Annotated in this window: 24 protein-coding genes and 1 pseudogene; 4 read left to right on the top strand and 21 right to left on the bottom strand. The window is 71.0% G+C overall.

The window, feature by feature from the left end; all coding sequences use genetic code 11:
- Positions 1-21: 21 nt before the first annotated feature.
- The 9 genes from tatA to ABZY20_RS26395 all read right to left on the bottom strand — a co-directional run bounded on the left by tatA (position 22) and on the right by ABZY20_RS26395 (position 7,639).
- Positions 22-306 carry a Sec-independent protein translocase subunit TatA gene (gene tatA / locus ABZY20_RS26435; protein WP_356444281.1) on the bottom strand — a complete coding sequence of 95 codons (285 nt, stop codon included), beginning with the start codon at positions 304-306 and terminating at the stop codon, positions 22-24.
- A 259-nt stretch (positions 307-565) separates the two neighbouring features.
- Complete coding sequence (locus ABZY20_RS26430) at positions 566-760, bottom strand: hypothetical protein (protein WP_356444280.1); 195 nt, start codon at positions 758-760, stop codon at positions 566-568.
- Positions 761-841: 81 nt separating this feature from the next.
- On the bottom strand, positions 842-1,135 hold the full coding sequence (locus ABZY20_RS26425) for a hypothetical protein (RefSeq protein ID WP_356444278.1): 294 nt from the start codon (positions 1,133-1,135) through the stop codon (positions 842-844).
- A 100-nt stretch (positions 1,136-1,235) separates the two neighbouring features.
- Positions 1,236-2,315, bottom strand: coding sequence for a WYL domain-containing protein (locus ABZY20_RS26420; protein ID WP_356444276.1), 1,080 nt, complete (start codon positions 2,313-2,315; stop codon positions 1,236-1,238).
- 19 nt (positions 2,316-2,334) lie between these two features.
- A complete protein-coding gene (locus tag ABZY20_RS26415) occupies positions 2,335-3,312 on the bottom strand; it encodes a WYL domain-containing protein (protein ID WP_356444274.1) in 978 nt (325 codons plus the stop codon).
- A 129-nt stretch (positions 3,313-3,441) separates the two neighbouring features.
- Positions 3,442-3,813 carry an FKBP-type peptidyl-prolyl cis-trans isomerase gene (locus tag ABZY20_RS26410; protein ID WP_019754140.1) on the bottom strand — a complete coding sequence of 124 codons (372 nt, stop codon included), beginning with the start codon at positions 3,811-3,813 and terminating at the stop codon, positions 3,442-3,444.
- A 62-nt stretch (positions 3,814-3,875) separates the two neighbouring features.
- Complete coding sequence (locus tag ABZY20_RS26405; protein WP_356444272.1) at positions 3,876-4,877, bottom strand: FKBP-type peptidyl-prolyl cis-trans isomerase; 1,002 nt, start codon at positions 4,875-4,877, stop codon at positions 3,876-3,878.
- A 131-nt stretch (positions 4,878-5,008) separates the two neighbouring features.
- Positions 5,009-6,370: a Pup--protein ligase gene (pafA, locus tag ABZY20_RS26400; protein ID WP_356444270.1), complete on the bottom strand. Its 1,362-nt coding sequence runs from the start codon at positions 6,368-6,370 to the stop codon at positions 5,009-5,011.
- Between the two features lie 9 nt (positions 6,371-6,379).
- A complete protein-coding gene (locus ABZY20_RS26395) occupies positions 6,380-7,639 on the bottom strand; it encodes an MFS transporter (RefSeq protein ID WP_356444268.1) in 1,260 nt (419 codons plus the stop codon).
- A gap of 89 nt (positions 7,640-7,728) precedes the next feature.
- Between ABZY20_RS26395 and ABZY20_RS26390 the strand changes: the two genes are divergently transcribed.
- Complete coding sequence (locus ABZY20_RS26390) at positions 7,729-8,739, top strand: LacI family DNA-binding transcriptional regulator (protein WP_356444266.1); 1,011 nt, start codon at positions 7,729-7,731, stop codon at positions 8,737-8,739.
- Positions 8,740-9,112: 373 nt separating this feature from the next.
- Here the strand turns inward: ABZY20_RS26390 and prcA are convergent, their stop codons facing one another.
- The 6 genes and pseudogenes from prcA to arc form a co-directional block, all read right to left on the bottom strand.
- A complete protein-coding gene (gene prcA, locus ABZY20_RS26385; RefSeq protein WP_356444264.1) occupies positions 9,113-9,868 on the bottom strand; it encodes a proteasome subunit alpha in 756 nt (251 codons plus the stop codon).
- A gap of 68 nt (positions 9,869-9,936) precedes the next feature.
- Entirely contained in the window at positions 9,937-10,737 is an 801-nt protein-coding gene (prcB, locus tag ABZY20_RS26380) for a proteasome subunit beta (protein ID WP_356444470.1), read from the bottom strand.
- Positions 10,734-10,835 (bottom strand): annotated as a pseudogene (locus ABZY20_RS26375) (recombination endonuclease VII); the annotation flags it as partial. The gene prcB and the pseudogene ABZY20_RS26375, both read right to left, overlap by 4 nt.
- A 308-nt stretch (positions 10,836-11,143) precedes the next feature.
- On the bottom strand, positions 11,144-11,362 hold the full coding sequence (locus ABZY20_RS26370; RefSeq protein ID WP_094055289.1) for a ubiquitin-like protein Pup: 219 nt from the start codon (positions 11,360-11,362) through the stop codon (positions 11,144-11,146).
- Positions 11,363-11,540: 178 nt separating this feature from the next.
- The gene (gene dop, locus ABZY20_RS26365) at positions 11,541-13,052 is read right to left on the bottom strand and encodes a depupylase/deamidase Dop (protein ID WP_356444262.1); all 1,512 of its coding nucleotides are present in this window, start codon (positions 13,050-13,052) and stop codon (positions 11,541-11,543) included.
- A gap of 234 nt (positions 13,053-13,286) precedes the next feature.
- The gene (gene arc, locus ABZY20_RS26360) at positions 13,287-15,053 is read right to left on the bottom strand and encodes a proteasome ATPase (protein ID WP_356444260.1); all 1,767 of its coding nucleotides are present in this window, start codon (positions 15,051-15,053) and stop codon (positions 13,287-13,289) included.
- A gap of 246 nt (positions 15,054-15,299) precedes the next feature.
- Here arc and ABZY20_RS26355 point away from each other — a divergent pair, with 246 nt between their 5' ends.
- The gene (locus ABZY20_RS26355; RefSeq protein ID WP_356444258.1) at positions 15,300-15,605 is read left to right on the top strand and encodes a ferredoxin; all 306 of its coding nucleotides are present in this window, start codon (positions 15,300-15,302) and stop codon (positions 15,603-15,605) included.
- 60 nt (positions 15,606-15,665) lie between these two features.
- Here ABZY20_RS26355 and ABZY20_RS26350 read toward each other — a convergent pair whose 3' ends face one another.
- The 3 genes from ABZY20_RS26350 to ABZY20_RS26340 form a co-directional block, all read right to left on the bottom strand.
- Positions 15,666-16,244, bottom strand: a complete 579-nt coding sequence (locus ABZY20_RS26350) for a hypothetical protein (RefSeq protein WP_356444256.1) — start codon at positions 16,242-16,244, stop codon at positions 15,666-15,668.
- A 319-nt stretch (positions 16,245-16,563) separates the two neighbouring features.
- Positions 16,564-17,466: a tRNA (adenine-N1)-methyltransferase gene (locus tag ABZY20_RS26345; RefSeq protein WP_030576904.1), complete on the bottom strand. Its 903-nt coding sequence runs from the start codon at positions 17,464-17,466 to the stop codon at positions 16,564-16,566.
- A gap of 38 nt (positions 17,467-17,504) precedes the next feature.
- A complete protein-coding gene (locus tag ABZY20_RS26340; protein WP_356444254.1) occupies positions 17,505-19,397 on the bottom strand; it encodes a site-2 protease family protein in 1,893 nt (630 codons plus the stop codon).
- Between the two features lie 187 nt (positions 19,398-19,584).
- Here ABZY20_RS26340 and ABZY20_RS26335 point away from each other — a divergent pair, with 187 nt between their 5' ends.
- The gene (locus tag ABZY20_RS26335; protein WP_356444252.1) at positions 19,585-20,613 is read left to right on the top strand and encodes a RecB family exonuclease; all 1,029 of its coding nucleotides are present in this window, start codon (positions 19,585-19,587) and stop codon (positions 20,611-20,613) included.
- A 54-nt stretch (positions 20,614-20,667) separates the two neighbouring features.
- On the top strand, positions 20,668-21,339 hold the full coding sequence (locus ABZY20_RS26330; RefSeq protein WP_016434400.1) for a response regulator transcription factor: 672 nt from the start codon (positions 20,668-20,670) through the stop codon (positions 21,337-21,339).
- A 78-nt stretch (positions 21,340-21,417) separates the two neighbouring features.
- Here the strand turns inward: ABZY20_RS26330 and ABZY20_RS26325 are convergent, their stop codons facing one another.
- The 3 genes from ABZY20_RS26325 to ABZY20_RS26315 form a co-directional block, all read right to left on the bottom strand.
- Entirely contained in the window at positions 21,418-23,001 is a 1,584-nt protein-coding gene (locus ABZY20_RS26325; protein ID WP_356444251.1) for an ABC transporter substrate-binding protein, read from the bottom strand.
- Positions 23,002-23,109: 108 nt separating this feature from the next.
- On the bottom strand, positions 23,110-24,714 hold the full coding sequence (locus ABZY20_RS26320) for an ABC transporter substrate-binding protein (protein ID WP_356444250.1): 1,605 nt from the start codon (positions 24,712-24,714) through the stop codon (positions 23,110-23,112).
- 407 nt (positions 24,715-25,121) lie between these two features.
- A complete protein-coding gene (locus ABZY20_RS26315) occupies positions 25,122-25,823 on the bottom strand; it encodes an HAD family phosphatase (protein WP_356444248.1) in 702 nt (233 codons plus the stop codon).
- Between the last annotated feature and the right edge of the window lie 46 nt (positions 25,824-25,869).

Here is a 25,869-nt window from a genome sequence, read left to right as displayed (position 1 = left end):
CCGGAGGTCACCGGCCCTGCGTCAGCGCTTGGTCGTGTCCGTCGGCTCGTTGACCGGGCGGGAGCTGGTCACGTCGCCGGGCGCGGCCTGGATCGTGCGCTGCGAGGGCTGCTCGTCGGTGTTGGGCGGGCCGGCCGGGGTCGTGGAGGACTTGTTCTCGTCCTTCATCGCCTTGGCCTCGCTCTTGAGGATGCGGGCCGACTTGCCGAGCGACCGAGCCATGTCCGGAAGCTTCTTCGCGCCGAACAGCAGGATGATGACGACGAGGATGAGAATGATCTCGGGGGCTCCGAGCCTTCCGAACATAAGTCTTTACCTTCTCACCGAGGCGGCTGTGGTGGGATGCTGTCCGACCGGTCGGACACCTGTCCGAACGATCGTGCTGGCAGCGATCGTAACGCTCGGGGGTGAACGTGAGGCAATCCCTCTGCATCCCCTGTGCGTACTCCCGTCCGCGACCAGTGCCTCGTTAACCGGGTCGCGACCAGCAGCGTACCTGTCCCAAGCCCACAGGTGACAGGGCGAAGTGCCCCAAAGCGCAACTCACAGGCGCCTGTCGGACGACTCACAGGGCGTCCACGGAACGAGCCGCGCTCTCCGCCGCCCGCTCCAGGTCCTCGGCGGCCCGGCTGATGCGGCGCGCCGAGTCCGTGACCTGCCTGCCCAGGCGCTGTGCCTCCAGGAAGACCCGCACGGCGAGCACCCCGAGCACGGCGAGACCCACGAACCCCAGAGCAATCGCGAACATCGGCCAGAACATGACGTCGAGCCTAGACCGTCCGGACGGGCGGGCCGTCCCGACCCTCTGAACGGCGTCCGCCCCGCGGGCCGTCCCCGTCCTTCAGACGGTGGAGTGCAGCCGCAGCGTCCGCACGCCGCCACCGGTGAGCAGTTCCACGATCCGCTCCCCCGCGGGCTTGCGGACCGACGCGCCGCACGCCGGGCAGGTGAAGGAGTAGAACGTCGTACGGCTGGAGGCGCCGATGGCCAGGCGCAGGGCGCCCGCGGTCAGCTCGAAGCGCTCCCGGCAGTCCGGGCAGCCCGCCCGGAACACCACCGGGGCCACGCTTCTCATCCCGGAGAACGCGGACTCCACCGTCATGCCCCGCACACCGGACGTCGCCGACTCGCTCACAGCCCTCGCTCCTCTTCCTGGGGTCGTCCGCCTCCGGGGCGGCACGGCCGCCGGCCCCGCACGCCCGCGCCGGGCCGCCGGCGCCGGTGGGCGCCTCTGCTCACACGGGTCCGCCGTCCGGCCCGTCCGCTGCCGCGTGCGCCACGGGCACCGCCACCGGCTCCGGCGGCCCGGCCGTGTCCGCCGCGCCGCCCGCCTCGATGCCGTCGTACGCCGCCAGCGCCTCGCGCGCCGCCCGCCGGGCGCTGTCGGCCAGCTCCGGCGGTGACACGATCCGGCCGTCCCGGCCGAGCCGCAGCGCCAGGCGGCGCAGCGACGTGGGATCGGGTGTCCGCAGAGTGATACGCAGCCCGCCGTCCGGAAGCTCATCCGCACTGTCGTGCGGGTAGTACTCCGCGACCCAGCGGCCGCCCGGGCCGACCTCGATCACGACCTCCGGGTCCTCGGCGGCCGGCTGCACCAGCGCCTCCGACAGGTCGCGCAGCTCGATCTCCGGGGGCGCCGACGGCTCGTCCAGGATCCTGATCTCGGCGACCCGGTCCAGGCGGAAGGTCCGGCGCGCCTCCGAGCGGCGGCACCAGGCCTCGACGTAGGTGTGCCCGACGCTGACCAGGCGGATCGGGTCGATCTCCCGCTCGGTGACCTCGTCGCGCGCGGGCGAGTAGTAGCGGATCCACAGGCGGCGGCGCTCGGCGATCGCGCGGTCGACGTCCGCGAAGACGCCGCCCTCGGACTCGAAGGTCACCGACAGCCGCGAGCTGGCGCCGGCCGCCTCCCCGGCCGCGGTCTCCACCTTGGCCGTCGCCCGCAGCAGCGCCTGCCGGTCGCTCTCGCGCAGTCCGGGCAGGGTGGCCACCGCCCGGGCGGCGACGAGCAGCGCGGTGGCCTCGTCGGCGGCGAGCCGCAGCGGCTCGGCGGCCTCCGCCGCCAGCGCGGCCGGGTTGTGCCACCAGATGCGCTCACCGTCGGTGTCGATGTCGAGGAGGTCACCGCCGCGGAAGCTGGTGCCGCACATGGGCAGCACGTCGAGGTCGGAGACCAGCTCGTCCTCGGTGATGCCGAAGGCGCGCGCGACGTCCTCGACGCGCGCTCCGGGGCGCTCCCTCAGATAGGTCACCAGCGAGAGCATCCGCCGGGTCTGGTCGATGGCGTTCACGGGCCTGACCGGTTTGCCTGCCACTGTCTTGCTCCGCTCCCCCTCAGCCCTTGGCCACGGCGCGCAGCCGGTCCACCACGTCGGCCCGCAGCTCGGCGGGCTCCAGCACGACCACGTCGGGCCCGAACTCCACCAGCCAGGCGTCCAGCCCGTGGCCGTACGGAATCTCCAACTCGTCCCAGCCGCCGCCGAGTTCCCGGACGGCGGTGGCTTTCGCCCGAAGGGGGTACCCCGCGTCCGCGCGCAGCCGGATCCGGGCCGAACGGTCGGCGATCTCCCCCGCCCAGCCCGCGACGGTCTCCCGGACCGTGACGACGTCCGGCACGTCGGCGGTGTAGCGGCCGCCGCGGGAGCGGACCTTGCCGGTGATCCGGGACAGCCGGAAGACGCGCTCGGCGCCCCGGTCGCGGTCCCAGCCCGCGAGGTACCAGTGGCCCCGCCAGCACTCCAGGGCCCACGGCTCCACATGCCGCTGCTCGGGGTGGGCGGCGGTCGCCTTGCGGTAGTCGAAGACGACCGGGCGGCGGTCCCGGCAGGCCAGCATCAGCGGCTCGAACGCCGCCTCGTGCACGGGGATCCGCGGCTCCAGCGCGCCGTGCGACCCGTACGGGTCGACGTCCTCGGGGAGTCCCGCGGCGCGCAGCTTCTGCAGGGCGCCGCTGGCCGCGCCGGCGAGCCGGGCCTGCTGCCACACCTTGGCGGCGAGGCCGAGCGCGGCGGCCTCCTCGGCGTCCAGGGTGATGGGCGGCAGGCGGTTGCTGTCGCGGCGGGCCAGGTAGCCGATCTCGCCGTCGAGGCTCTCGACGGTCTCGATGACCAGTCCGAGTTCGCGCAGGTCGTCCTTGTCGCGCTCGAACATGCGGTTGAAGGAGTCGTCGGACCCGGACGCGCCGTTGCCCGGCCCGAAGGCCTCGACATAGGCCTCGATGGAGTCACGCAGCTCGCGCTTGCTGAGCGGACGTCGCGTCCCGAGCAGACACAGCGCCAGGTTCATCAGCCGCTCGGCCTTGGCAATGGCCATCGACGCCCTTCGCCTCCCTATGGTGCTTGACGAGGTCGACCGTACCGCCCCGCGGTGGCCCGGCAAAAGCCGAGGGCCCACGCCCGAACAGGCATGGGCCCCACGTGATCGGGTCTGTTCGTACCTTGCTCAGACCCCGAGCAGGTCGACCACGAAGATCAGCGTCTCGCCGGGCTTGATCGCCGGGGTCGGGCTCTGGTTGCCGTAGGCGAGGTGGGCGGGGATGGTCAGCTGGCGGCGGCCGCCGACCTTCATGCCCTGCACGCCCTGGTCCCAGCCCTTGATGACCCGGCCGCCGCCCAGCGGGAAGCGGAAGGGGGTGCCGCGGTTCCAGCTGGCGTCGAACTCCTCGCCGGTGCTGAAGGCGACACCGACGTAGTGCACGGTGACGGTCTGGCCGGCCTGCGCGACCGGGCCGTCGCCCTCCCAGATGTCCTTGATCTCGAGGTCCGCCGGGGGCTCGCCGCCCGGGAAGTCGATCTCGGGCTTGTCGATGCTCACGTCTCTAGCTCCTGCTTGTCTGCGAAAAGGCGAACACGCACAGTCTTACATCCCGCGAGGGGTCACAGCTTCGCGAGGATGTCCACCGAAAAGACCAGCGTGGAGTCCTTCTTGATGCCGCTGCCCTGCGGCGGGTTGTCCCCGTAGCCCAGCTTCGGCGGGATGACGATGAGCACCCGGCTGCCGACCTTCTTGCCGGTCAGGCCCTGCGCCCAGCCCTTGACGACCTGCTGGAGCGAGAACGACACCAGCTGCTTGTTGGCGTAGGAGGAGTCGAACTCCTTGCCGCCGTCCCACAGCACGCCCTTGTACTGCACCAGGACGCTGTCGGCGGCGGCGACCTTCTCGCCATCGCCCTCCAGGACGTACTCCGCGACGAGCTCCTTGGGGGCGGTCGCGTCGGGCACCTCGATGGAGGGGGCCTTGCCGTCGGTGTTGGTGCCGACCTTGGGCAGGTCCGCGTCGTCCTGCGGGACCTCCTTGCCCTTGGCGGAGCTGGTGGAGTTGAACGTGTCCTGCACGTCTACGACGAAGACCAGGGTGTCGGTGCCCTTGATGCCCGCCTGCGCGTTGCCCTGCTCGCCGTAGCCCCAGGTGGGCGGGACGGCCATCTCGACGCGGCTGCCGGCCTTCTTGCCCGCCAGCGCGTACCGCCAGCCGTCGATGATCTGGCCCTGGGCCAGCTGGATGGCCAGGCGGGTCTTGCGGTCGTAGGAGTTGTCGAAGACCTTGGCGGTGCTCCAGATCTGGCCCAGGTAGTTCGCGACGACGAAGTCGTTCTCCGCGACGGTGCGCCCGCTGCCCGCGATGAGCGTCTTCACCGCGAGGTCCTTCGACGGCTCACCGCTGCCCTTGGCGACCGTCGGCTTCTCGTCGAACCCGGTGCCTGCCGTGACCGCGGGGAGCGGCCCGTCGACGATCTTGGGCGGCGGGGCCGCGGACGTGGCGGGCGCCGAGGGCGAGGGGCTGTCGCTGGCCTTGCTCGAGTCGGACTTGTCGTCGCCGCACGCGGCGAGCGTGGCCAGGCCGGCGGGTACGGAGAGGAGTAGTGAGCGTCGGCGCACTGTGGGGGCCTCGTAATCGGTTGATCTCGTGGATGGAGTGCGCGCAACTCTACGGCGTGAGCAGGGCGCCGCACTGGTAACGTGCGGCGCCCGTGTGGCGTTCCGGCGATTTTTCACGCCGGCAGGTTTCGTCACATTCCGGCGATCAGCTTCTCCACCCGGTCGTCCACCGAACGGAACGGGTCCTTGCACAGGACGGTGCGCTGCGCCTGGTCGTTGAGCTTGAGGTGGACCCAGTCGACCGTGAAGTCGCGCCGCTGCTCCTGGGCCCTGCGGATGAAGTCGCCGCGCAGCCGGGCCCGAGTGGTCTGCGGCGGGACGGACTTGCCCTCGAAGATCTTCAGGTCGTTGCAGATCCGGGCCGCCTGGCCCTTCTTCTCGAGCAGGTAGTACAGCCCACGACGGCGGTGGATGTCGTGGTAGGCGAGGTCTATCTGCGCGACCCGCGGATGCGACATGGTCATGTTGTTCTTGCTGCGGTACCGCTCGATGAGCTTGTACTTCATGACCCAGTCGATCTCGGTGCCGATGCGGTCGAGGTCCTCGGTCTCGATCGCGTCCAGTGTGCGGCCCCACAGCTCCAGGACCTGCTCCACCGTCCCGGTGCGGATGCCGCGGCGCTCGCAGAAGTCCAGCGCCTTCTCGTAGTACTCGCGCTGCACCTCAAGGGCGGAGGCCTCCCGGCCGCTGGCCAGGCGGACCTTGCGGCGGCCGGTGATGTCGTGGCTGACCTCGCGGATGGCCCGGATGGGGTTCTCCAGGGTCAGGTCCCGCATCACCGTGCCCGCCTCGATCATGCGCAGCACCAGGTCGGTGGCGCCGACCTTGAGCAGCATGGTCGTCTCGGACATGTTCGAGTCGCCCACGATGACGTGCAGGCGGCGGTAGCGCTCGGCGTCCGCGTGCGGCTCGTCGCGGGTGTTGATGATCGGCCGGGACCGGGTCGTCGCCGAGGAGACCCCTTCCCAGATGTGCTCGGCCCGCTGGCTGACGCAGTACACGGCCCCGCGCGGTGTCTGCAGCACCTTGCCGGCGCCGCACAGCAGCTGCCGCGTGACCAGGAACGGGATCAGGATGTCCGCGAGACGCGAGAACTCCCCGTGCCGCGCCACGAGATAGTTCTCGTGGCAACCGTAGGAGTTGCCCGCCGAATCGGTGTTGTTCTTGAAGAGGTAGACGTCGCCCGCGATTCCCTCCTCGTGCAGGCGTCGTTCGGCGTCCACCAGGAGTCCTTCGAGAATGCGCTCGCCGGCTTTGTCGTGGGTGACCAGTTCGATCACGTTGTCACATTCGGGTGTCGCGTATTCCGGATGCGATCCCACGTCGAGATAGAGGCGGGCGCCGTTTCGCAGAAAGACATTGCTGCTGCGGCCCCATGACACGACACGGCGGAAGAGGTACCGCGCCACCTCGTCAGGAGACAGGCGGCGCTGTCCCCTGAACGTGCACGTGACGCCGTACTCGTTCTCCAGCCCGAAAATGCGGCGGTCCATGAGGGAACATTACGCCCGATCCCCTGAACTGAAACGGGGTTCGAGGGCACGGTTCGGATCATTTTCCGATCCGGCCGCAACGACCGCTCCCTGGCCGGGAGCTGCGACTACCCGTCCTGTGGCGGTCAAAACCAGCAGGGACACGCCGGCCGCGACGGACGGCACGGCGAAGCCCCACAGGGCCCCGCCCGCTTCGACGACGGGTCCCGCCACGCCCGTTCCGACCGAGTGGCCCACGGTGAACGTGGTCACCAGCCAGGAGAACGCCTCGGTGACCGTGCCGCGCGGGGCGTGCCGGTCGACCAGGACGAACGCGCAGGCGATGGCGGGCGCGAGGAAGACCCCGGCGAGCGCCGTCAGCGCCACCATGGGCACCGCGTCCGGCATCAGCGTCAGCGGCAGGTAACACACCAACAGAAGCGCCACCAGCACCTGCAGTCGCCGCGCGGGCTCACCGGCCCACTGGCGTGCCCCGTAGGCCGCGCCGCCGACCAGCGCCCCGAACCCCAGGGCCGCCATCAGCCAGCCGTACACGGCGTCGCCCCCGTGGGCGTCGGCGTAGGGCACGGAGGCGACCGTGATGGACCCCAGCGCCATGCCGATGAACAGGAACGCCGCGAGCAGGGCCAGCAGTCCCGACGAGCGCAGCGCGCCGAGCCAGTGGGCCTCGCGCGGGGCCGAGCGCCAGGCGCGCGAGGGCGGCGACACCACCACCGACAGCGCTCCCAGCACGCCCACCACGTTCAGCACGAGGAGCGCGGCCTGGGCGGACCACAGGGACACGCAGAGCGTCACCAGCAGCGGCCCGACGGTGAACATCACCTCCTGGGCCACGGCGTCCATCGCGTACGCCGTGTGCACCTGGCCCTCCTTGCGCAGGACCGAAGGCCACAGGGCGCGCAGCCCGCCCTCCAGGGGCGGCGTGAAGAGCCCGGCCGCCGCGACGGCCGCGTACGCGAGCGGCAGCGGCCCGATCCCGCCGAAGGCGAACACGGCCATGGCGAGCGCGGAGAGGACCGCGGCGGGCAGCTGCACGCGCGGCTGTCCCCGCAGGTCCACCAGCCGCCCCAGCACGGGCTGCCCCACGGCGTTGGCGAGGCCGTACACGGCCGCCAGCGCGCCCGCGAGGGTGTACGAGCCGCCCTCGGCCCGGACGAACAACACGATGGCGATCGGCGCCGTGGCGCAGGGCAGCCGCCCCACCAGCGTGCCGGCGAGCAGCCGGGCGGCGTGTCGCGCCCGGAGGATCTCCAGGTATCCGGTGGCCATGTCCCCCCGCTCAAGTTTTACGTATAACTTCGGCTTCCATACGTACCATGGCCGCTGTTCACGAGTCCAGACGAAGGAGCGGTCCGACGGTGGCACGAGGCAGCACCCGCCCCACGAGCCGGGACGTCGCCCAGGCCGCCGGCGTGTCCCAGGCGGCCGTCTCCCTGGTCCTCGGGGACAAGTGGCGCGGACGCGTCTCCGAGACGACCGCCGAGCGCGTCCGCGAGGCCGCCCGCGACCTGGGCTACCGCCCGAACCTGGCCGCCCGCCACCTGCGCCTGGGCCGCACGCGCACGGTCCTGCTGGTGGTCCCGGCCCTGACCACGGAGTTCTTCGCCGGCGTCTACACGGGCGCGACCCGCGTCGCCGCCGAGCACGGCTTCGGCGTGGTCCTCTACCCCTCCCCCGAGGGCATCGGCCCCGCCCGCGACCCGTTCGCCTCCGCGCAGGCCGCACTGGACGGCGTCATCGCCTCGTCCATGGCCGCGGACGCCCTGACGGCGATCCGCGGCGAGGCGCTCCCCCTCGTCATGCTGGACAGCGACCCTGCGGGGAGCCTCGGGGCGGCGACGGTGAACCTGGACATCGCCGACGGCGTCCGCCAGGTCACGGAGCACCTCCTCGCCCTGGGGCACCGCCGTTTCCTCCACCTGGCGGCGGACGTGCCGTCGTGGACCTTCGAGGTACGCGCCCGGGAGCTCGCGTCCCGGCTGCGCGCCGTGGCCGGCACGTCGCTCACCACGGCCCACTCCCCCATCTCCATCGCGGGCGCGGTGACGGCGGCGCACACCGCCCTGTCGCCCTCCGGCGCCCGTCCCACGGCCGTGGTCTGCGACGACGACCAGCTGGCCGCCGGCGTCTACAAGGCGGCCCGCCGCCTCGGCCTGCGCATCCCCGACGACCTGTCGGTCACCGGCCTGGACGACCTGGCCCTCGCCACGGCGATCGACCCGGAGCTGACGACCATCCGCCTGGACGCGGAACGCTTCGGGGAGCGCGGGATGCAGGCGCTCCTGGCCGTACTGGAGGGCCGTACGCCCGAGGGCGGCGACATCCCGGTGGAACTGGTGGTACGGGGCTCAACGGCGCGGCCCGCGTAGCGACACCCGGCACCGCGGCTGAGGCCGGGGCATCGCGCCACCCGGCGAAGCGGGGTGCCGCCGCGCCCACGCCGCCCTCGGCGGCACGCATGCCGGCAGCGGGGCGGACCCGCACCCGCGCACGCACGGAAGGGGACGTGCCGGGGGGGGTGTCCGCCCGCAGCGGTCGGCGCGTCGAAGAACAGTCAGCCGGCACGCAACCCCATCGCGCCGATCCGAGGACGGACACCCCCCCCGGCGCGGCCCCGCCCCACACCCCGGCGCAACGCGCGACACGCACCCCCACCCACGCCGCACAGGCCGCCACAGGCACACGACAGCGCGCCCCGGCTCGCGGGCTCGCGACAGCCGGGGCGCGCCACTTCCACACGGACTACTCGGAGGACTCCTCCTCGGAGTCCGACTCGGCGGCGGACGCCGACGCCGCCCCGCCCGCCTCCAGCAGCCGGGACAGCTGGCGTCCGCTGATGCGCTTGAACTTGCGCTTCTGCGGGCGCGTACGGTCCAGCACCGCCACTTCCAGCCGCTCGGCGGGGATCTCCCGCTCGCTGCCGTTGGTGTCGCGGGACAGTGCCTGCACCGCCAGCTTCAGCGCCTCGGCCAGCGTCATGCCGTCCTGGTGGCGCTGGTCCAGGTAGCCGCTGATCTGCTCCGCGTTGCCCCCCACCGCGACCGAGCCGTGCTCGTCCACGATGGATCCGTCGTGCGGCAGCCGGTAGATCTGGTCGCCCTCGGGCGTCTCCCCGACCTCCGCGACGACCAGCTCCACCTCGTACGGCTTCTCCGCCGAACTGGAGAAGATCGTGCCCAGCGTCTGCGCGTACACGTTCGCCAGGCCCCGGGCGGTCACGTCCTCCCGGTCGTAGGTGTAGCCCCGCAGGTCGGCGTAGCGCACACCGCCGATCCGGAGGTTCTCGTACTCGTTGTACTTGCCGGCGGCCGCGAAGCCGATCCGGTCGTAGATCTCGCTGAACTTGTGCAGCGCACGGGACGGGTTCTCGCCGACGAACACGATGCCGTCGGCGTACTGCAGCACGACCAGGCTGCGTCCACGGGCGATGCCCTTGCGGGCGTACTCCGCCCGGTCGGCCATCGCCTGCTGGGGTGAGACATAGAACGGCGTCGACACCGGTTATCCGTCCCTCTCTTCAGGATTGCGTCGATTCACTGGACCACCTCGTCAGGAGAGCCGGCCGCTCACAGCAGCGCGGCGCGCGGACCGTCCGGCTGCTCCAGACGCCGCTCCAGGATCGAGCGCGCGATCTCGGACGCCTCGCCGTCGGAGAGCCTGCGGAAGCCGTCCTCGGTGATCACGGTGACGATGGGATAGATCCGGCGGGCGACGTCCGGACCACCGGTCGCCGAGTCGTCGTCTGCCGCGTCGTAGAGCGCCTGGACCACCAGAGTCGTGGCCTCGGCCTCGCTCAGGTCGTTCCGGTAGAGCTTCTTCATCGCACCGCGGGCGAAGATCGAACCGGAACCCGTGGCCGCGTAGCCCTGCTCCTCGGAGCGCCCGCCCGTCACGTCGTAGGAGAAGATCCGCCCCTTCTCCCGGTCCACGTCGTACCCGGCGAACAGCGGGACGACCGCCAGCCCCTGCATGGCCATGCCCAGGTTCGAGCGGATCATGGTCGACAGCCGGTTCGCCTTGCCCTCCAGCGACAGCTGCGCGCCCTCGACCTTCTCGAAGTGCTCCAGCTCCAGCTGGAACAGCTTCACCATCTCCACGGCCAGGCCCGCCGTGCCGGCGATGCCCACCGCCGAGTACTCGTCGGCGGGGAAGACCTTCTCGATGTCCCGCTGCGCGATGACGTTGCCCATGGTCGCCCGCCGGTCACCGGCCAGGACGACACCGCCGGGGAACGTCACGGCGACGATCGTGGTCCCGTGCGGGGCCTCGATCACGCCCTGGGTGGGGGGCAGTTGCCGGTTGCCGGGCAGCATCTCCGGCTGATGCTCGGACAGGAAGTCCATGAAGGAGGAGGACCCTGGCGTCAGGAAGGCAGCTGGTAGACGCCCGGTGCTACGAGTGTTGGCTTCCACGCGATTCCTTCCACGTAAGCGACAGCCCGCCCTGTGACGTCGGGCCGATCCTTGGAACAGCCCCGGCCCGGTTGCGACCGGGGGCACGGTATGGCAGGGACCCTACCCGCCCTCCGCCGGTGATCCACATGCCCGGCGGCTCCAACTCCGCCGGAGCGACGGCGCACTTGTCCGGGACGGCTGCCCGCCGCACGGACGGGCCGCGCGGGCGGACGGGCCGCACGGCCGCGGACGCCACCGACGCCCGGAGCGCCGCACACGAAGGCGCCGCCTCACCGGCTGCCCCGCGCACAGCGCTCCGCGCTTCGCCCGTCCGTTACCTGCGCATTCCGTTCACCTTCGGAATGAAGGCAAAGGCGCCTTACTGGCCACCCTTTTGAACGAAGGACCGTACGAAGTCCTCGGCGTTCTCCTCGAGGACGTCGTCGATCTCGTCCAGAACCGAGTCCACGTCGTCGCTCAGCTTCTCCTGACGCTCCTTGAGGTCCTCGGAGGCCTGCGACTCCGCCGCCTGCTCCTCGACCTCCTCGGTGGACCGGGTGGCCTTCTGCTGTCCGCCGCCGGTGTCCTTGGTCGCCATATCCCTCACCCCGCTCGGTTCGCCCGACACAGTTGCTCGGTCAAGATCAGACCCTACTCGCCGGGTCTGACAATGGCCCCGTAGTTGCTCCAACGTACGGGGACCACCTCGATGATTCCCGGACCAGGGCTTTTCCACCCTGCCCGGCGGGCACCGCCCGAGTACCCGGGATGCGCGCTCACCCCCCGGACAGGACCCTGACCAGGTCTTCCGCCGTACGGCAGCGGTCCAGGAGCTCCTTGACGTGATTACGCGTTCCGCGAAGCGGTTCCAGGGTTGGAACGCGCTGCAGGGAGTCCCTGCCCGGCAGGTCGAAGATCACCGAGTCCCAGGAGGCCGCCGCGACGTCGTCCGCGTACTGCTCCAGGCAGCGGCCGCGGAAGTAGGCACGGGTGTCCTCGGGTGGCGTCGTACGGGCCCGCTCGACATCCGCCTCGTCCAGCAGCCGCTTCATGCGCCCGCGGGCCACCAGACGGTTGTACAGGCCCTTCTCGGGCCGCACGTCGGCGTACTGCAGGTCGACCAGGTGCAGCCGGGCCGCGTCCCAGTCGAGGTTGTCGCGGCGCCGGTAGCCCTCCATCAGCTCCCGCTTGGCGACCCAGTCCAGCTCGCCGGCCAGACTCATCGGGTCGTGCTCCAGACGGGTGAGGGTGTCCTCCCAGCGGGACAGCACGTCCTTGGTCTGGTCGTCGGCGTCGGCGCCGAACCGCTCCTCCACGTACTTGCGCGCCAGCTCGTAGTACTCCATCTGGAGCTGGACCGCCGTGAGCGTCCGCCCGCTGCGCAGCGTGACCAGGCGCTTCAGGGAGGGGTCGTGCGAGACCTGGTGGAGGGTGCGCACGGGCTGGTCGACGGCCAGGTCCACGGCGATGAAGCCGTCCTCGATCATCGACAGCACCAGCGAGGTCGTGCCCAGCTTGAGGTAGGTCGAGATCTCCGACAGGTTCGCGTCGCCGATGATCACGTGCAGCCGCCGGTACTTCTCGGCGTCCGCGTGCGGCTCGTCGCGGGTGTTGATGATCGGGCGCTTCAGCGTCGTCTCCAGGCCGACCTCGACCTCGAAGTAGTCGGCGCGCTGGCTGAGCTGGAAGCCGTGCTCGTGGCCGTCCTGGCCGATGCCGACGCGGCCCGCTCCGGTGAAGACCTGGCGGGAGACGAAGAACGGCGTCAGGTGGCGCACGATGTCCGAGAAGGGGGTCTCCCGCTTCATCAGGTAGTTCTCGTGCGTGCCGTAGGACGCGCCCTTGTTGTCGGTGTTGTTCTTGTACAGGTGGATCGGCTGGGCACCGGGCAGCTGGGCGGCCCGTTCCGCGGCCTCGGCCATGATCCGCTCGCCCGCCTTGTCCCAGAGGACGGCGTCGCGCGGGTTGGTCACCTCGGGGGCGCTGTACTCGGGGTGCGCGTGGTCGACGTAGAGCCGTGCGCCGTTGGTGAGGATCACATTGGCCAGGCCGATGTCCTCGTCCGTGAGCTGGCTGGAGTCGGCGGCCTCGCGGGCGAGGTCGAAGCCTCGCGCGTCCCGCAGCGGGTTCTCCTCCTCGAAGTCCCAGCGGGCCCGGCGGGCCCGGTGCATCGCCGCCGCGTAGGCGTTCACGATCTGGGACGAGGTGAGCATGGCATTGGCGTTGGGATGGCCGGGGACGGAGATCCCGTACTCCGTCTCGATGCCCATTACTCGCCGTACGGTCATGCGGCCCTCCTTGCCCGGCGGCACCCTCGGTCGTGGGCGCCACTCAGATACCGCTGGCGCTCGGTTGCGTGTGCGGTGCCCGTCCCCGCACTGCGCGACTCGGCGGTACGGAAGAGCCTAGAACGCCTTTGCGCTGGTGGGGAGATCATTTGCGTCATTGCGTTGCTCCAGCCGTGGCCTGAAAAACAGTCGGCTGCGGGTACCCGCCGAGGGCACCCGCAGCCGCCCTGCCTTTTACAGGTACTGACCGGTGTTCGCCACCGTGTCGATGGAGCGTCCGGTGTCCGCGCCCTGCTTTCCGGTGATGAGCGTACGGATGTACACGATCCGCTCGCCCTTCTTTCCGGAGATCCGGGCCCAGTCGTCGGGGTTGGTGGTGTTCGGCAGGTCCTCGTTCTCCTTGAACTCGTCCACGCAGGCCTGGAGGAGGTGGGAGACGCGGAGGCCCTTCTGGTTCTTCTCGAGGAAGTCCTTGATCGCCATCTTCTTGGCACGGCCAACGATGTTCTCGATCATGGCGCCGGAATTGAAGTCCTTGAAGTAAAGGACTTCCTTGTCACCATTAGCGTAGGTGACTTCCAGGAAGCGGTTCTCCTCGGACTCGGCGTACATCTGCTCCACGGCGGTCTGGATCATGCTCTGGACCGTGGAGGCCTTGGAGCCGCCGTGCTCGGCGAGGTCCTCGCCGTGCAGCGGGAGGCGCTCGGTGAGGTACTTGCCGAAGATGTCCTTGGCCGCCTCGGCGTCCGGACGCTCGATCTTGATCTTCACGTCCAGCCGGCCGGGGCGCAGGATGGCCGGGTCGATCATGTCCTCACGGTTGGAGGCACCGATCACGACCACGTTCTGCAGGCCCTCCACACCGTCGATCTCGGCGAGCAGTTGCGGGACGATGGTGTTCTCCACGTCCGAGCTGACACCGGAGCCGCGGGTGCGGAAGAGGGACTCCATCTCGTCGAAGAAGACGATGACGGGCGTGCCCTCGCTGGCCTTCTCACGGGCCCGCTGGAAGACGAGACGGATCTGCCGCTCCGTCTCACCGACGTACTTGTTGAGCAGCTCGGGGCCCTTGATGTTGAGGAAGAAGCTCTTGCCGGCGGCCTGGCCGGTCACCTCGGCGACCTTCTTGGCCAGCGAATTGGCCACGGCCTTGGCGATCAGCGTCTTGCCGCATCCGGGCGGTCCGTAGAGGAGGACGCCCTTGGGCGGCCTCAGCTCGTGCTCCTTGAACAGGTCCGGGTAGAGGTAGGGGAGCTCGACGGCGTCCCGGATGGCCTCGATCTGGCCGCCGAGACCGCCGATCTGCTCGTAGCCGATGTCGGGGACCTCTTCGAGGACGAGTTCCTCGACCTCGCTCTTCGGCACGACCTCGTAGACGTAGCCGGAGCGGGGCTCCAGGAGCAGGGCGTCGCCGGGGCGGATGGTGACGTCCAGCAGCGGCTCTGCGAGCCGCACCACCCGCTCCTCGTCGGTGTGCCCGAGCACCAGGGCCCGCTCGCCGTCCTCGAGGATCTCCTTGAGGGTGACGATGTCGCCGACGCGCTCGAACTCCATGGCCTCGACCACGTTGAGCGCTTCGTTGAGCATCACTTCCTGGCCGCGCCGGAGCTCTTCCAGATCGACGCTCGGGCTGACGTTCACGCGGAGCTTTCGGCCTCCGGTGAAGATGTCGGCCGTGCCGTCCTCGTTCGCCGTGAGGAAGACACCGAAGCCGGCCGGCGGCTGCGCGAGCCGGTCGACCTCCTCCTTGAGGGCCACGATCTGGTCGCGGGCCTCACGGAGCGTGTTGGCGAGTCGCTCGTTCTGTGCGGACACGCCGGCCAGATTGGTCTGCAGCTCGACGATCCGCTCTTCGAGAATCCTCGTGTGTCGCGGAGAGTCGGCGAGCTTGCGTCGCAGGACGGCGATCTCCTGCTCAAGGTAGGCGATCTGCCCGGCCGGGTCGTCGGACCCGCGTCCCGGGCGGATGCCGCGGTTCATGTCGTCGTCGTGGGCTGCCACGGTCCTCACCTCCTCCAAGGGGAGCTGGACGCTTCCAGACCCTACCTGGGCGGGTGTCGATTGAAACCCCTAGATCACAAAGACGGTCGGGGTGTGTCCGATCTTCACCCTTGCGCTCTCCCTCACGCCAGGGGGATACCCAGCGAACGTGACGGGAACCCAGCCGGGGGTAGGGTCGAAGCGTTCAACACCCGTCAGAGCTGGCCGGATTCCCGGTGCGGCTCGACGCATGAAACGGCAGGAGACATGAGCGTGCAGCAGGAGGCCGGGGTCGAGGGCGAGGCACTGGAGGTCTGGATCGACCAGGATCTGTGCACCGGTGACGGCATCTGCGCGCAGTACGCGCCCGAGGTGTTCGAGCTGGACATCGACGGTCTGGCCTATGTGAAGAGCCCCGACGACGAGTTGCTCCAGGGCAAGGGCGCGACAACGCCCGTACCGCTGCCGCTTCTCACCGACGTGATCGACTCCGCCAAGGAATGTCCGGGCGAGTGCATCCACGTACGTCGGGTTTCGGACAGGGCCGAGGTGTACGGTCCGGACGCCGAGTGACCAGTTCTCCACGTTCGGTTACTGCTGTCTGATATCTCACACACCGCCACCACGCGGGCTTCACACGCTGCGGGCCTCGGAGGGTGCCGAGCGGACGAACGCGCCGTCCTGCCAACGCCATTTCACGTCGCTCTTCACGTCGGGGCAGCAACGCGGCACGTCGGTCGAGGAGTAGCCGAGGACGGTGGCGGTGACGGCGCCGTCCCGCAGGGCGAAGTCCCCGACCGTGTTGCGGTCCTCGGGGTCGAGCAGGGTGGCCACCACGCGCGGCTTGCCGCTGTCGCCGTCCCGGGTGAGGACGTAGACGCCGTCGGGCGGGGTGCCCATCGGGGAGTCGCAGTGGACGACCGCCACCGTCTCGGGGCTGCCGTCGCCGTCCAGGTCTCCGGAGGCCTTCTCCTTCACCACGGCCCGCACCGGTCCGCATTCGAGGGGAAACGTCACCGCGGCCGGGTCGGGCGGGGCGAGCTGTGCCGGGGCGCTCCTGGTCTCGGGGGCGGCCGGCTGTGCCGCCGTCGCCGCGCCGGGCTGGAGTACCGAGGAGAGGGCCACCACACCGGCGACGGCCGTGGCCGTGGCGAGCCAGTGGATGGGACGGGTGTGGGTGTGGGCGAGCTCCGGGACCGCGGAAGGCTGCACTAGGAGTGTCTCCTGAGGGCTGTGCCGGTGGTGGGGTGGCCAAGATGGTGCCACACGTCACACGGCGAGGGAACGGCGGGGTGTGCACCTTCCGCGCCGGGGAAGCCGGACGGGTTGGAATCCTGCCGCCGTGTCAGGCGTCCGGTGGGAGCAGGGCCGCGTCCGTCGCGGCGGGGCGTGCCGCGGAGGGTCCGGTACGGGCCGGCCGCTGTGTGCGGTGCCTGGCGCGCGGCAACGGAAGGGCGCGGTGGCGGAGTTCCGGAGCGGGTCCGGGAACTCCGCCACCGCGCCCGTGGGTTGTGCGGGGTGGCGTCTCGCCTCAGCGGCCGGAGCCGCCGTCGGCGTTGGGGCCGGCGTAGTCCTCGCCGTAGGCGCCCTTGGCGGGGCGGCGGCGGCGCATGGGCGGCTCGACGCCGTCGGCGAGGCGGCGGGCGGTCAGCAGGAAGCCGGTGTGGCCGATCATCCGGTGGTCCGGGCGGACGGCGAGGCCCTCGATGTGCCAGTTGCGGATCATCGTCTCCCAGGAGGTCGGCTCGTTGAAGCAGCCGATCTCGCGGATGGACTCGACGGTCCGGGCGAGCTGGGTGGTGGTGGCCACGTAGCAGCAGAGGATGCCGCCGGGCACGAGCGCCTTGGAGACGGCCTCCAGGCACTCCCAGGGGGCGAGCATGTCGAGGATGACGCGGTCGACGTCCGTGTCGGACAGGTTGTCCTGGAGGTCGCCGACGGTGAGCTGCCAGGCGGGGTGCGGGCCCCCGAAGTAGCGCTCGACGTTCGCCTGGGCGATCTCGGCGAAGTCGGCGCGGCGCTCGTAGCTGTGCAGCATGCCCTGGTCGCCGATGGCGCGCAGCAGGAAGCTGCTGAGCGAGCCGGAGCCCACGCCGGCCTCGACGACGCGCGCGCCGGGGAAGATGTCGGCGAAGGCGAGGATCTGCCCCGCGTCCTTCGGGTACACGACGGCTGCCCCGCGGGGCATGGACAGGACGTAGTCGGGGAGCAGGGGGCGCAGCGCGAGGTAGGCGACGTTCCCCGTGGTGCGGACAACGCTGCCCTCGGGAGCGCCGATCAGTTCGTCGTGCGGGAAGGAACCCTTGTGGGTGTGGAAGTTCTTCCCGGCCTCGAGCGTGAACGTGTAGTGGCGGCCCTTGGGGTCGGTCAGCTGTACCTGGTCCCCGACCTTGAAGGGCCCGCGCCTGCGGGCGGCACCGGTCGGTTCGGACATGTGACCAGCCTACCGGCAGCCGGGAGGGCCTCCGACCACTAGGACGGCCTCGCCATCGCCTTCACGAAAGCGCGCTCCACGTCGGCGGCGGACAGCACGCCGTAGATCTCGCCGGTCTCCTCGACCACCAGGTACTCGGTCGCCGGGGTCGCGCGCAGGGCGTCGAGCAGCTCCTCCCCCGCCAGCTCCGCGGAGACGCGCATGCCGTCGGTGAGTTCCTGGGCGAGGCCGCTGACCGCGACCCAGGGGCGGCGGTGCTCGGGTACGCCGACGATGGCGGCCTCGCGGACGAGGGAGAGGGGGTGGCCGTCGGCGTCGACGACGACCAGGGCGCGGGCGCCGGCGGCGTTGGCGCGGCGCAGCGCCTCGGAGAGCGGGGTGTCGGTCTCGACGGGGACGGCCCGGCGGGTGAGGGCGCGGGCGCGCAGTTCGGGCAGGTGCTCGCGCAGGCGGGCCATGCGCAGGCTGTTGCCGGCGCCGGTCCAGATGATCGCGGCGAGGATCGCGGCGAGCAGGGCGTCCAGGACGGTGTCCATGCCGACGTTGTCGACGGCGTCGGAGCCGAGGGCGCCGGACTGGGTGAGCAGCGGCAGGCCGATCAGCACGCAGACGGCCAGGGCGCGGCCGACCCAGGCGGCGGCGATGGTGCCGTTCATGGGCTTGCCGGTGAGCTTCCAGACGACCGCGCGGAGCATGCGGCCGCCGTCGAGGGGCAGGCCGGGCAGGAGGTTGAACGCGGCGACGATGAGGTTGGAGATCATCAGGCCGGCCAGCAGCACGCCCGGGACGGTGCCGGGCTCCACGGCCTGCAGGCCGCCGTAGAAGACGCCGGCCAGGGCGAGGGAGAGCAGCGGACCGACGAAGGCCAGCCAGAATTCCCGGCCGGGGGTCTCGGCCTCCTTCTCGATCTCGGAGACGCCGCCGAAGAACTGGAGCTGGATACGGCGCACCGGGAGCTTGAAGCGGAGGGCGGCGACCGTGTGGGCCAGTTCGTGGACGAGCACGGAGGCGTAGAAGGCGACCGCGAAGAACAGGGACACCAGGTACCGCGCGGCTCCGAGCTCGGGCAGCACGCGCTCCAGCTGCCCGCCGAACACCCAGGTGATCAGCGCGGCGACCAGGAACCAGCTGGGCGCGACGTACACGGGCACCCCGAAGGGCCGCCCCATGAGCAGCCCGCCCCGGGGCCCCGGGGGCCGCTGCGGGGCGGGGCCCTTGCCGTCCGCGGAGTGGGCGAGGTGGCGGGGGCCGGAGGCGGGGGGCTCGGTGGGGGGCTCGGTGGGGTGGTGCCCGGCGGAGGGCTTGGAGAAGCGGTCGGGGACGCCCGGGGGCGGGGCCTGGGGGGTCTGCCGAGGGTCCGCCTCCGGGCGGGCCGAGCCGGGCCCGGTGTGCGGCGCACCGGCCGGGGTCTGCCGGGGGTGCGCCTCGGGGCGGGCCGAGTGCGGCCCGGTGTGCGGCTCACCTGCGTAGGAGCGGTCGGGGTGAGCGTCGGTCTCGGGGGACCCGCCCTCGCCGTGCTCGGCGGCGGTGGGGGCGCGGTGCTCCTCGGCTCCGGTGGGCTCGCCAGGGGTGGTGGAGGAGGCGCCGACCGGGCTTGCGGAGCCGCGGGCGGGCGCCTCGGCGTCACCGCCGGGGGCGTCCGTGTCGCGGGCGGGCGCGTCGGTATCGCGGGCGGGCGCGTCCGGGTCGTGTGCCGGGGCGGCGGGGCCGGCCGCGGGGGGCGTCTTCTCGTCACGGCCGGGGGCGTCCGAGCCGGCTGCCGTGTCGCGCGCGGGGGCGGCGGTGTCGTGCTCGGGGGTCAAGCGCTCGCCGTGCGGGGGCCGTTCGCCGGCGGGGGTCGGGTCGGTGGCCCGGGCCGGCGCCCCCGCGTGGCGGTCGGCCGACTCCTCGTTGCCGGACCGCGGCTGCCCGCGCCCGCCGCTCTCGTCCACCGGTGTCCCCTCGTTCGAAGCGTCTCCCGCGCCTGCCGGTCGGGAGGGTCTCGTGTCGATGGTATGCGTCCGCCGGGGTGCGTTCCGCCCCGGCACCCCTGAGTTTTCCGGACGTCGGCCTCCCCTCCCGGCTTCCCTCACGCACGCGGTTGGGTCACTGTCAGTGGCGGGCCGTAAGGTCTGGGGCATGGAGACGAGCACCGAGGGCGCGGAGACGGCGCGGACGGCGGCGGAGGAAGCGGCGGAGACGGTGGCGGTGGCCGCGGCCGAGACCGCCGCCGTCAGCGAGCTCGTGACCGGGACCAGCGCCATACCGCCCGCCTCGCTGTCCCCCTCGCGTGCGAGCGACTTCATGCAGTGCCCGCTGCTCTACCGCTTCCGGGTCATCGACCGGCTCCCGGAGAAGCCCAGCGAGGCGGCGACGCGGGGCACGCTGGTGCACGCGGTGCTGGAGCGCCTCTTCGACGCCCCGGCGGCCGAGCGCACACCGCCCCGGGCGAAGTCGCTGATCCCCGGCCAGTGGGACCGGCTGCGCGAGTCGCGGCCGGAGGTGGCCGAGCTGTTCGCCGACGATCCGCAGGGCGAGCGGCTGGCGCGCTGGCTGGGTGAGGCGGAGCAGCTCGTCGAGCGCTGGTTCACGCTGGAGGACCCGAGCCGGCTGGAGCCGGCCGAGCGGGAGCTGTTCGTCGAGGCCGAGCTGGAGTCCGGGCTGCGGCTGCGCGGCATCATCGACCGGGTCGACGTGGCGCCCACCGGCGAGGTCCGCATCGTCGACTACAAGACGGGCAAGGCGCCCCGGCCCGAGTACTCCGAGGGCGCCCTGTTCCAGATGAAGTTCTACGCCCTGGTGGTCTGGCGGCTGAAGAACGTGGTCCCGCGGCGGCTCCAGCTGGTCTACCTCGGCAGCGGCCAGGTGCTGACGTACGACCCGGTCCCCGCCGACCTGGAGCGGGTCGAGCGCAAGCTGCTGGCGCTGTGGGACGCGATCCGGCTGGCGACGGAGACGGGCGACTGGCGGCCGCGCCCCACCAAGCTGTGCGGCTGGTGCGACCACCAGGCCCACTGCCCGGAGTTCGGCGGCACTCCCCCGCCGTATCCGCTGCCGGTGGGCCCGGCGGGCCTGGTGCCCGCGCCCGCGGCGGAGCGGGAGGCGGGCCGGGACGGCGCCGGGGTCGCGGCCCCGGAAGGGACAGCGCCCGCCGGTGAGGGCGGCTGAGTCCGGCGGGCCCGCGCAGGGCAGAATGGGCCCGGACTAGCGAAGGAGACTCACGTGGCCATCCGCGTCCTATTGGTCGACGACCAGCCGCTGCTCCGCACGGGCTTCCGGATGATCCTGGAGGCCGAGCAGGACATCGCGGTCGTCGGCGAGGCCGGAGACGGCCTCCAGGCGCTCGACCAGGTGCGGGCCCTGCAGCCCGACGTGGTCCTGATGGACATCCGCATGCCGCGGATGGACGGTGTGGAGGCGACCCGGCAGATCACCGGCCCCGGGCGCGACGGCCCGGCGAAGGTGCTGGTGCTGACCACCTTCGACCTCGACGAGTACGTGGTGGAGGCGCTGCGCGCGGGCGCCAGCGGGTTCCTGCTGAAGGACGCCCCGGCGAACGAACTGGTGCAGGCCATCCGGGTCGTCGCCGGGGGCGAGGCCATGCTCGCGCCGAGCATCACGCGCCGGCTGCTCGACAAGTACGCCACGCATCTGCCCTCGGGTGACGAGCCGGTGCCGGACACGCTGCACACGCTCACCGACCGTGAGGTCGAGGTGCTGAAGCTGGTGGCGCGCGGGCTGTCCAACGCCGAGATCGCGGCGGACCTGTTCGTCAGCGAGACGACGGTCAAGACGCATGTGGGGCACGTGCTGACGAAGCTGGGCCTCAGGGACCGCGTGCAGGCCGCCGTGTACGCCTACGAGAGCGGGCTGGTGCGGCCCGGCGCGCAGTAGGCCGCCCCGCTCCTCACCCGCGCATGACGAAAGGGCGCCCCCTGCCGAGCAGGAGGCGCCCTTGTGCACACCCGTGTGTCAGGCGTCCTTGCTCAGCTCCCAGAAGCGGAACACGGTCGACGCGTCGAGGCAGTACTCCAGGCCGTAGGCGCCGTCCCGGACGACCGCGTACTGCTTGGCCTGCCACACCGGCAGGACGGGGAGCTCGTCGGCGACGATGTCCTGCAGCTCGCCGAACTCCTTGTCCGTGGCGGCGCGGTTGGTCAGGGCCGCGGTGCGCGGGATCAGGGACTCGGTGATCGTGCTGTTGTCGTAGTTGTTGTTCAGCACGTTGCCCTCGCCGAAGAAGGGGGCCGTGAAGTTGTCGGCGTCCGGGTAGTCGGGGACCCAGCCCTTGACGTAGACGCCGTACTTGCCGGCCGCGATGTCCTTCTCGTACTGGCCGAACGGCACGGACTTGACGTCGGCGTCGAACAGGCCGCTGGCGTTGAGCTGCCCGGCGATGGCGGTCAGCTCCTGGTCGGTGGCGGGGCCGTAGCGGGAGGGCGTCGACCACAGGGTCAGCTTCACCTTGCCGGTGATGCCGTCCTTGCGCAGCGCGGCCGCCGCCTTGGCCTTGGAGGGCCGGGCGCCGTAGGTGTCGAAGAACGCCGTGTTGTGGCCGGCGATACCGGCCGGGATGATCGAGTACAGCGGGGTCGCGGTGCCCTGGTAGACGTTCCTGATGAGGGCCTCGCGGTCGAGCAGGTGGGCGATGGCCCTGCGGACGCCGAGCTTCCCGGTGACGGGGTGGTCCATGTTGAACACCAGGTGCTGGACCTCGGCGCTGCTGCCCTCGACGACCTCGATGCCGGTGCCGTCGTCGGCCTTCTCCATGTCGGCGACGTCGCCGGCGGTGAGGCCGCGGTAGGCGATGTCGACCTCTTCGTTCTCGATGGCCTGCCTCAGGGCGGTCTGGTCGCCGTCGAAGAACCGGAGGGTGACGCCGGTGTTGCTCACCTCGGCGGTGCCCTTGTAGTTCTCGTTGACGGAGAAGACGGCCTGCTCGTCGTCGATCGAGTCGAGCTGGTACGGGCCGGAGCCGACGGCCTTGCCGTCCTTGCGCAGCCCGTCGGCGTCGTACGAGCGGTGGTCGACGATGGACCCGGCGCCGGAGGCGATCTTGCTGGGGAAGGTGGCGTCGGCCGTGTTGAGGCGGAAGACGACCGTCTTCTCGTCCGGCGTCTCGACCTTCTCCAGCGTGGGGAACATGACCGCCGGCCCGTCCGGGTCGTTGATCTTCAGCATGCGGTCGAAGGAGAACTTGACGTCCTTGGACGTCAGTTCGTCACCGGTGCTGAACTTGAGGCCGTCCTTCAGCGTGCACTTGTAGACCGTGGTCTGCGCGTCGCTGAAGGCGCAGCTCTCCGCGGCCTCCGGCTGGGGCTCCGTGGCGCCCTTGGGGAAGCTGAGCAGCGACTGGAAGACGTTGTTGAACAACAGCCAGGAACCCGGGTCGTAGCCGGAGGCCGGGTCGGTGGCCAGGACGTCGTCGGACATCCCCACCACCACGTTGGAGCCGTCCCCCGCGGAGTCGCCGGTCTCCGTGCCGCAGCCGGTCAGCAGTCCGGAGGCGAGCCCTGCCACGATCGGCAGGACCGGCCACTGGTTGCGTATGTTCACGTGTGTGCCTTGTCGTCGGTTCTCGAGAACACCCGGAGCATGTCCCTGGCTCCGGGGCACGGTCCCCCGGGGTCCGCGGTCACAGACCCCGGGGTTCCATAAGGTGCGTCAGTCGCTCACTCCGCGGCCGAGCTCCCAGAGCTGGAGCGTCGACGCGGAGTTGAGCGCGTACGCGGTGCCCGTGATGTCGTCGCTCGCGGCGACGTACTGCTTGCCCTGCCAGAGCGGCAGCACCGGCACGTCACTGGCGACGATGTCCTGAATGTCCGTCAGGCTGGTGGAGGCGGACAGCCGGTCCGCCTCACGGCGGGACTCGGGGATCAGGCGGTCGCGGATCTGGCTGTTGGCGTAGGGCGAGCCGAGGGTGTTGTCCTTGTCGAGGAACGGCGCGAGGAAGTTGTCGGCGTCCGGGAAGTCCGGGAACCAGCCCATGCCGTAGACGTCGTACTCGCCCTTCTTCTCGGCCGGGCGGAAGGTGGCCCAGGGCGTGCCCTTGATGTCGACGTCGAACAGGCGGCTGGAGTTCAGCTGGTCGCGCAGGACCTCGAACTCCTTCTTGGTGGCCGGGCCGTAGTGGTCGGTGGTGTAGTGCAGCGTCAGCTTCACCGGCGTGGTGATGTTGGCCTGGTTCAGCACCGAACGGGCCTTGGTGACGCTCGGGTCGCCGTACTGGTTGAAGAACGAGTTGGAGTGGCCGGTGAGGCTGGCCGGGACGAGCGAGTACAGCGGCTCGGCCTGGGAGCCGTAGACCTTGGAGACCAGCTCGCTGCGGTTGACGACACGCGCCATCGCCTGGCGCACGGCCTTGGACTTCACGCTGGGGGCGTCGGTGTTGAAGCCCAGGTAGCGGATCTCCAGGCCGGGCATCTCGACGAGGTCGATGTCGGTGCCGGCGTCGTCCGAGAGCTTGCGGATCTGCTCCGGCGACATGGTGCGGGTCATCAGGTCGATGTCGCCCTCGTCGAGGGCGTCGCCCATGGCGTCGGCGTCCTTGAAGGACACCATGTCGACCTCGTCGTTGTTCACCTTCAGGGTCCCCTTGTAGTTCGGGTTCCGGGTGAACCGGGCCTTGACGACCTCGTCACCCTCGACGTCCGCGTCGAGGGTGTACGGGCCGGAGCCGTCGAGGTCGAAGCCGTCGCGCAGCCTGTCCTTCGGGTAGTCGTCGGGGTCGACGATGCCGGCGACCGGGGTCGACAGCTTGTAAGGGAAGGTGGCGTCGGCCGTCTTGAGGTGGAAGATGACCTCGCTGTCGCCCTGGGTCTCGACGGTGTCGATGGTGGACAGCAGGGCGAAGACACCGCTGTCGGCCTTGAGGGACAGGGCGCGGTCGATGGAGTACTTGACGTCCGCCGCGGTGATGGGGTCGCCGTCCGCGAACTGCAGACCGTCGCGCAGGGTGCAGGCGTAGCGCTCGTTGCCGGTGTCGGTGAAGCCGCAGCGCTCGGCTGCCTCGGGCACCGGCTCGCCCTCGCCGCGCGGCTGGATCATCAGGGTCTGCACGGTCTGGCGCAGGATGTTCCAGGTGCCGACGTCGTAGGCGTACGCCGGGTCGAGGGGCGCGGGGGCCTCCTTCGAGGCGGTGAACCGGTCCGTGGTGCCGACGACGATAGCGCCGCTGCCGCCGCTGCCGCTGTCGGTCCCGCCGCATGCGGCGAGCACCGGCGCGAGCAGGCCGAGGACGGCCGGCAGCACCAAAGTCTTGCGGTTCATGCTCGAGTTTCTCCAGAGCTGTCTACTCCGTGTACCCGGCATGCAGGGGTGGCGCAGCGGATCACGGGGGTGGGGCGATGTTCTCGCGACGAGATTAGTCCGGGCCGGCAGGAGGGTTGGCGGCCACCGGAGTTGAGCACCCATCACGCTGCGGAACCGGGCGCGGACAGACCGAAAACCCGATGGGGGAAGCTTTGGTGCAGCGTCCCATCAATCGGGACACAAGGGCACGCCTGCGACCCCCCCGAGGGGGTACGCAGCACACGCCCGTTCGACTGTCGAGCCCGGACTGCGTGGCGAACGTCACACGTTAAACGGGTTCGAAGGTACGGGAATTCGAGCGTCCCGAGAAGCTCGAATTCATCTTCGGAATTCGCACCTAACACCGCTGCACGCTGGGTGAACGGCTAGGGCATTTCCGTCATCAGGCCGTGCAGAAATGTCAGGTCGACCTCTTCGAGGGAGCTGACGACCGTGCGCCTCAGGGCCGGCTGGATGGGGGCGACGGAGGGGACGGCCACGACGTGGCAGCCCGCGGCCTCGGCGGCGGCGACGCCGGTCGCGGTGTCCTCGATGACGGCGCACCGCAGCGGGTCCGCCCCCAGGCCGGTGGCGGCCGCCAGGTAGGGGTCGGGGTGGGGCTTGGTGCGCGGCACCTCGTCACCGGCGACCGTCAGGCCGAAGTGGTGGGCGCCGAGCGAGGTGAGCACCCGGTCGATGATGCGGCGGTGCGAGGCGGAGACGAGGGCCGTGGGGACCTCGTACTCGTACAGCTCGGCCAGCAGCCGCCCGGCACCCGGCATCAGCGGCAGGGCGCGGTCGATGCGCTCCTCGAAGCCGTCGTTGAGCAGGACCGTGAGCTCGTCGAGGGCGATGTCGGCCCCGGTGGCCTCGATCAGGAACCCGGCGCTGCGGGTCATGGGACCGCCGACCACGACGTGCCGCCAGGACTCGTCGAGCCTGTGGCCGAGGGAGGCGAAGACCTCGACCTCGACGTCCCACCAGAAGCCCTCCGTGTCCACCAGGGTGCCGTCCATGTCGAGGAGCACGGCCTGCAGGGCCGAGCCTTCGGCCGTACGGGTGCCGAGCGCGGGGACCGTACTGGTCATCCACCTACCTCCTTGAGGGACGATCAGGCCGGTTCCCTCAGGGGAA

Source organism: Streptomyces sp. NPDC006624 (assembly GCF_040611555.1).
In the GTDB taxonomy this organism is placed as follows: domain Bacteria; phylum Actinomycetota; class Actinomycetes; order Streptomycetales; family Streptomycetaceae; genus Streptomyces.
Note: the sequence above shows the minus strand (reverse complement) of the source record. Positions and strands in the feature narration are given on the sequence as shown.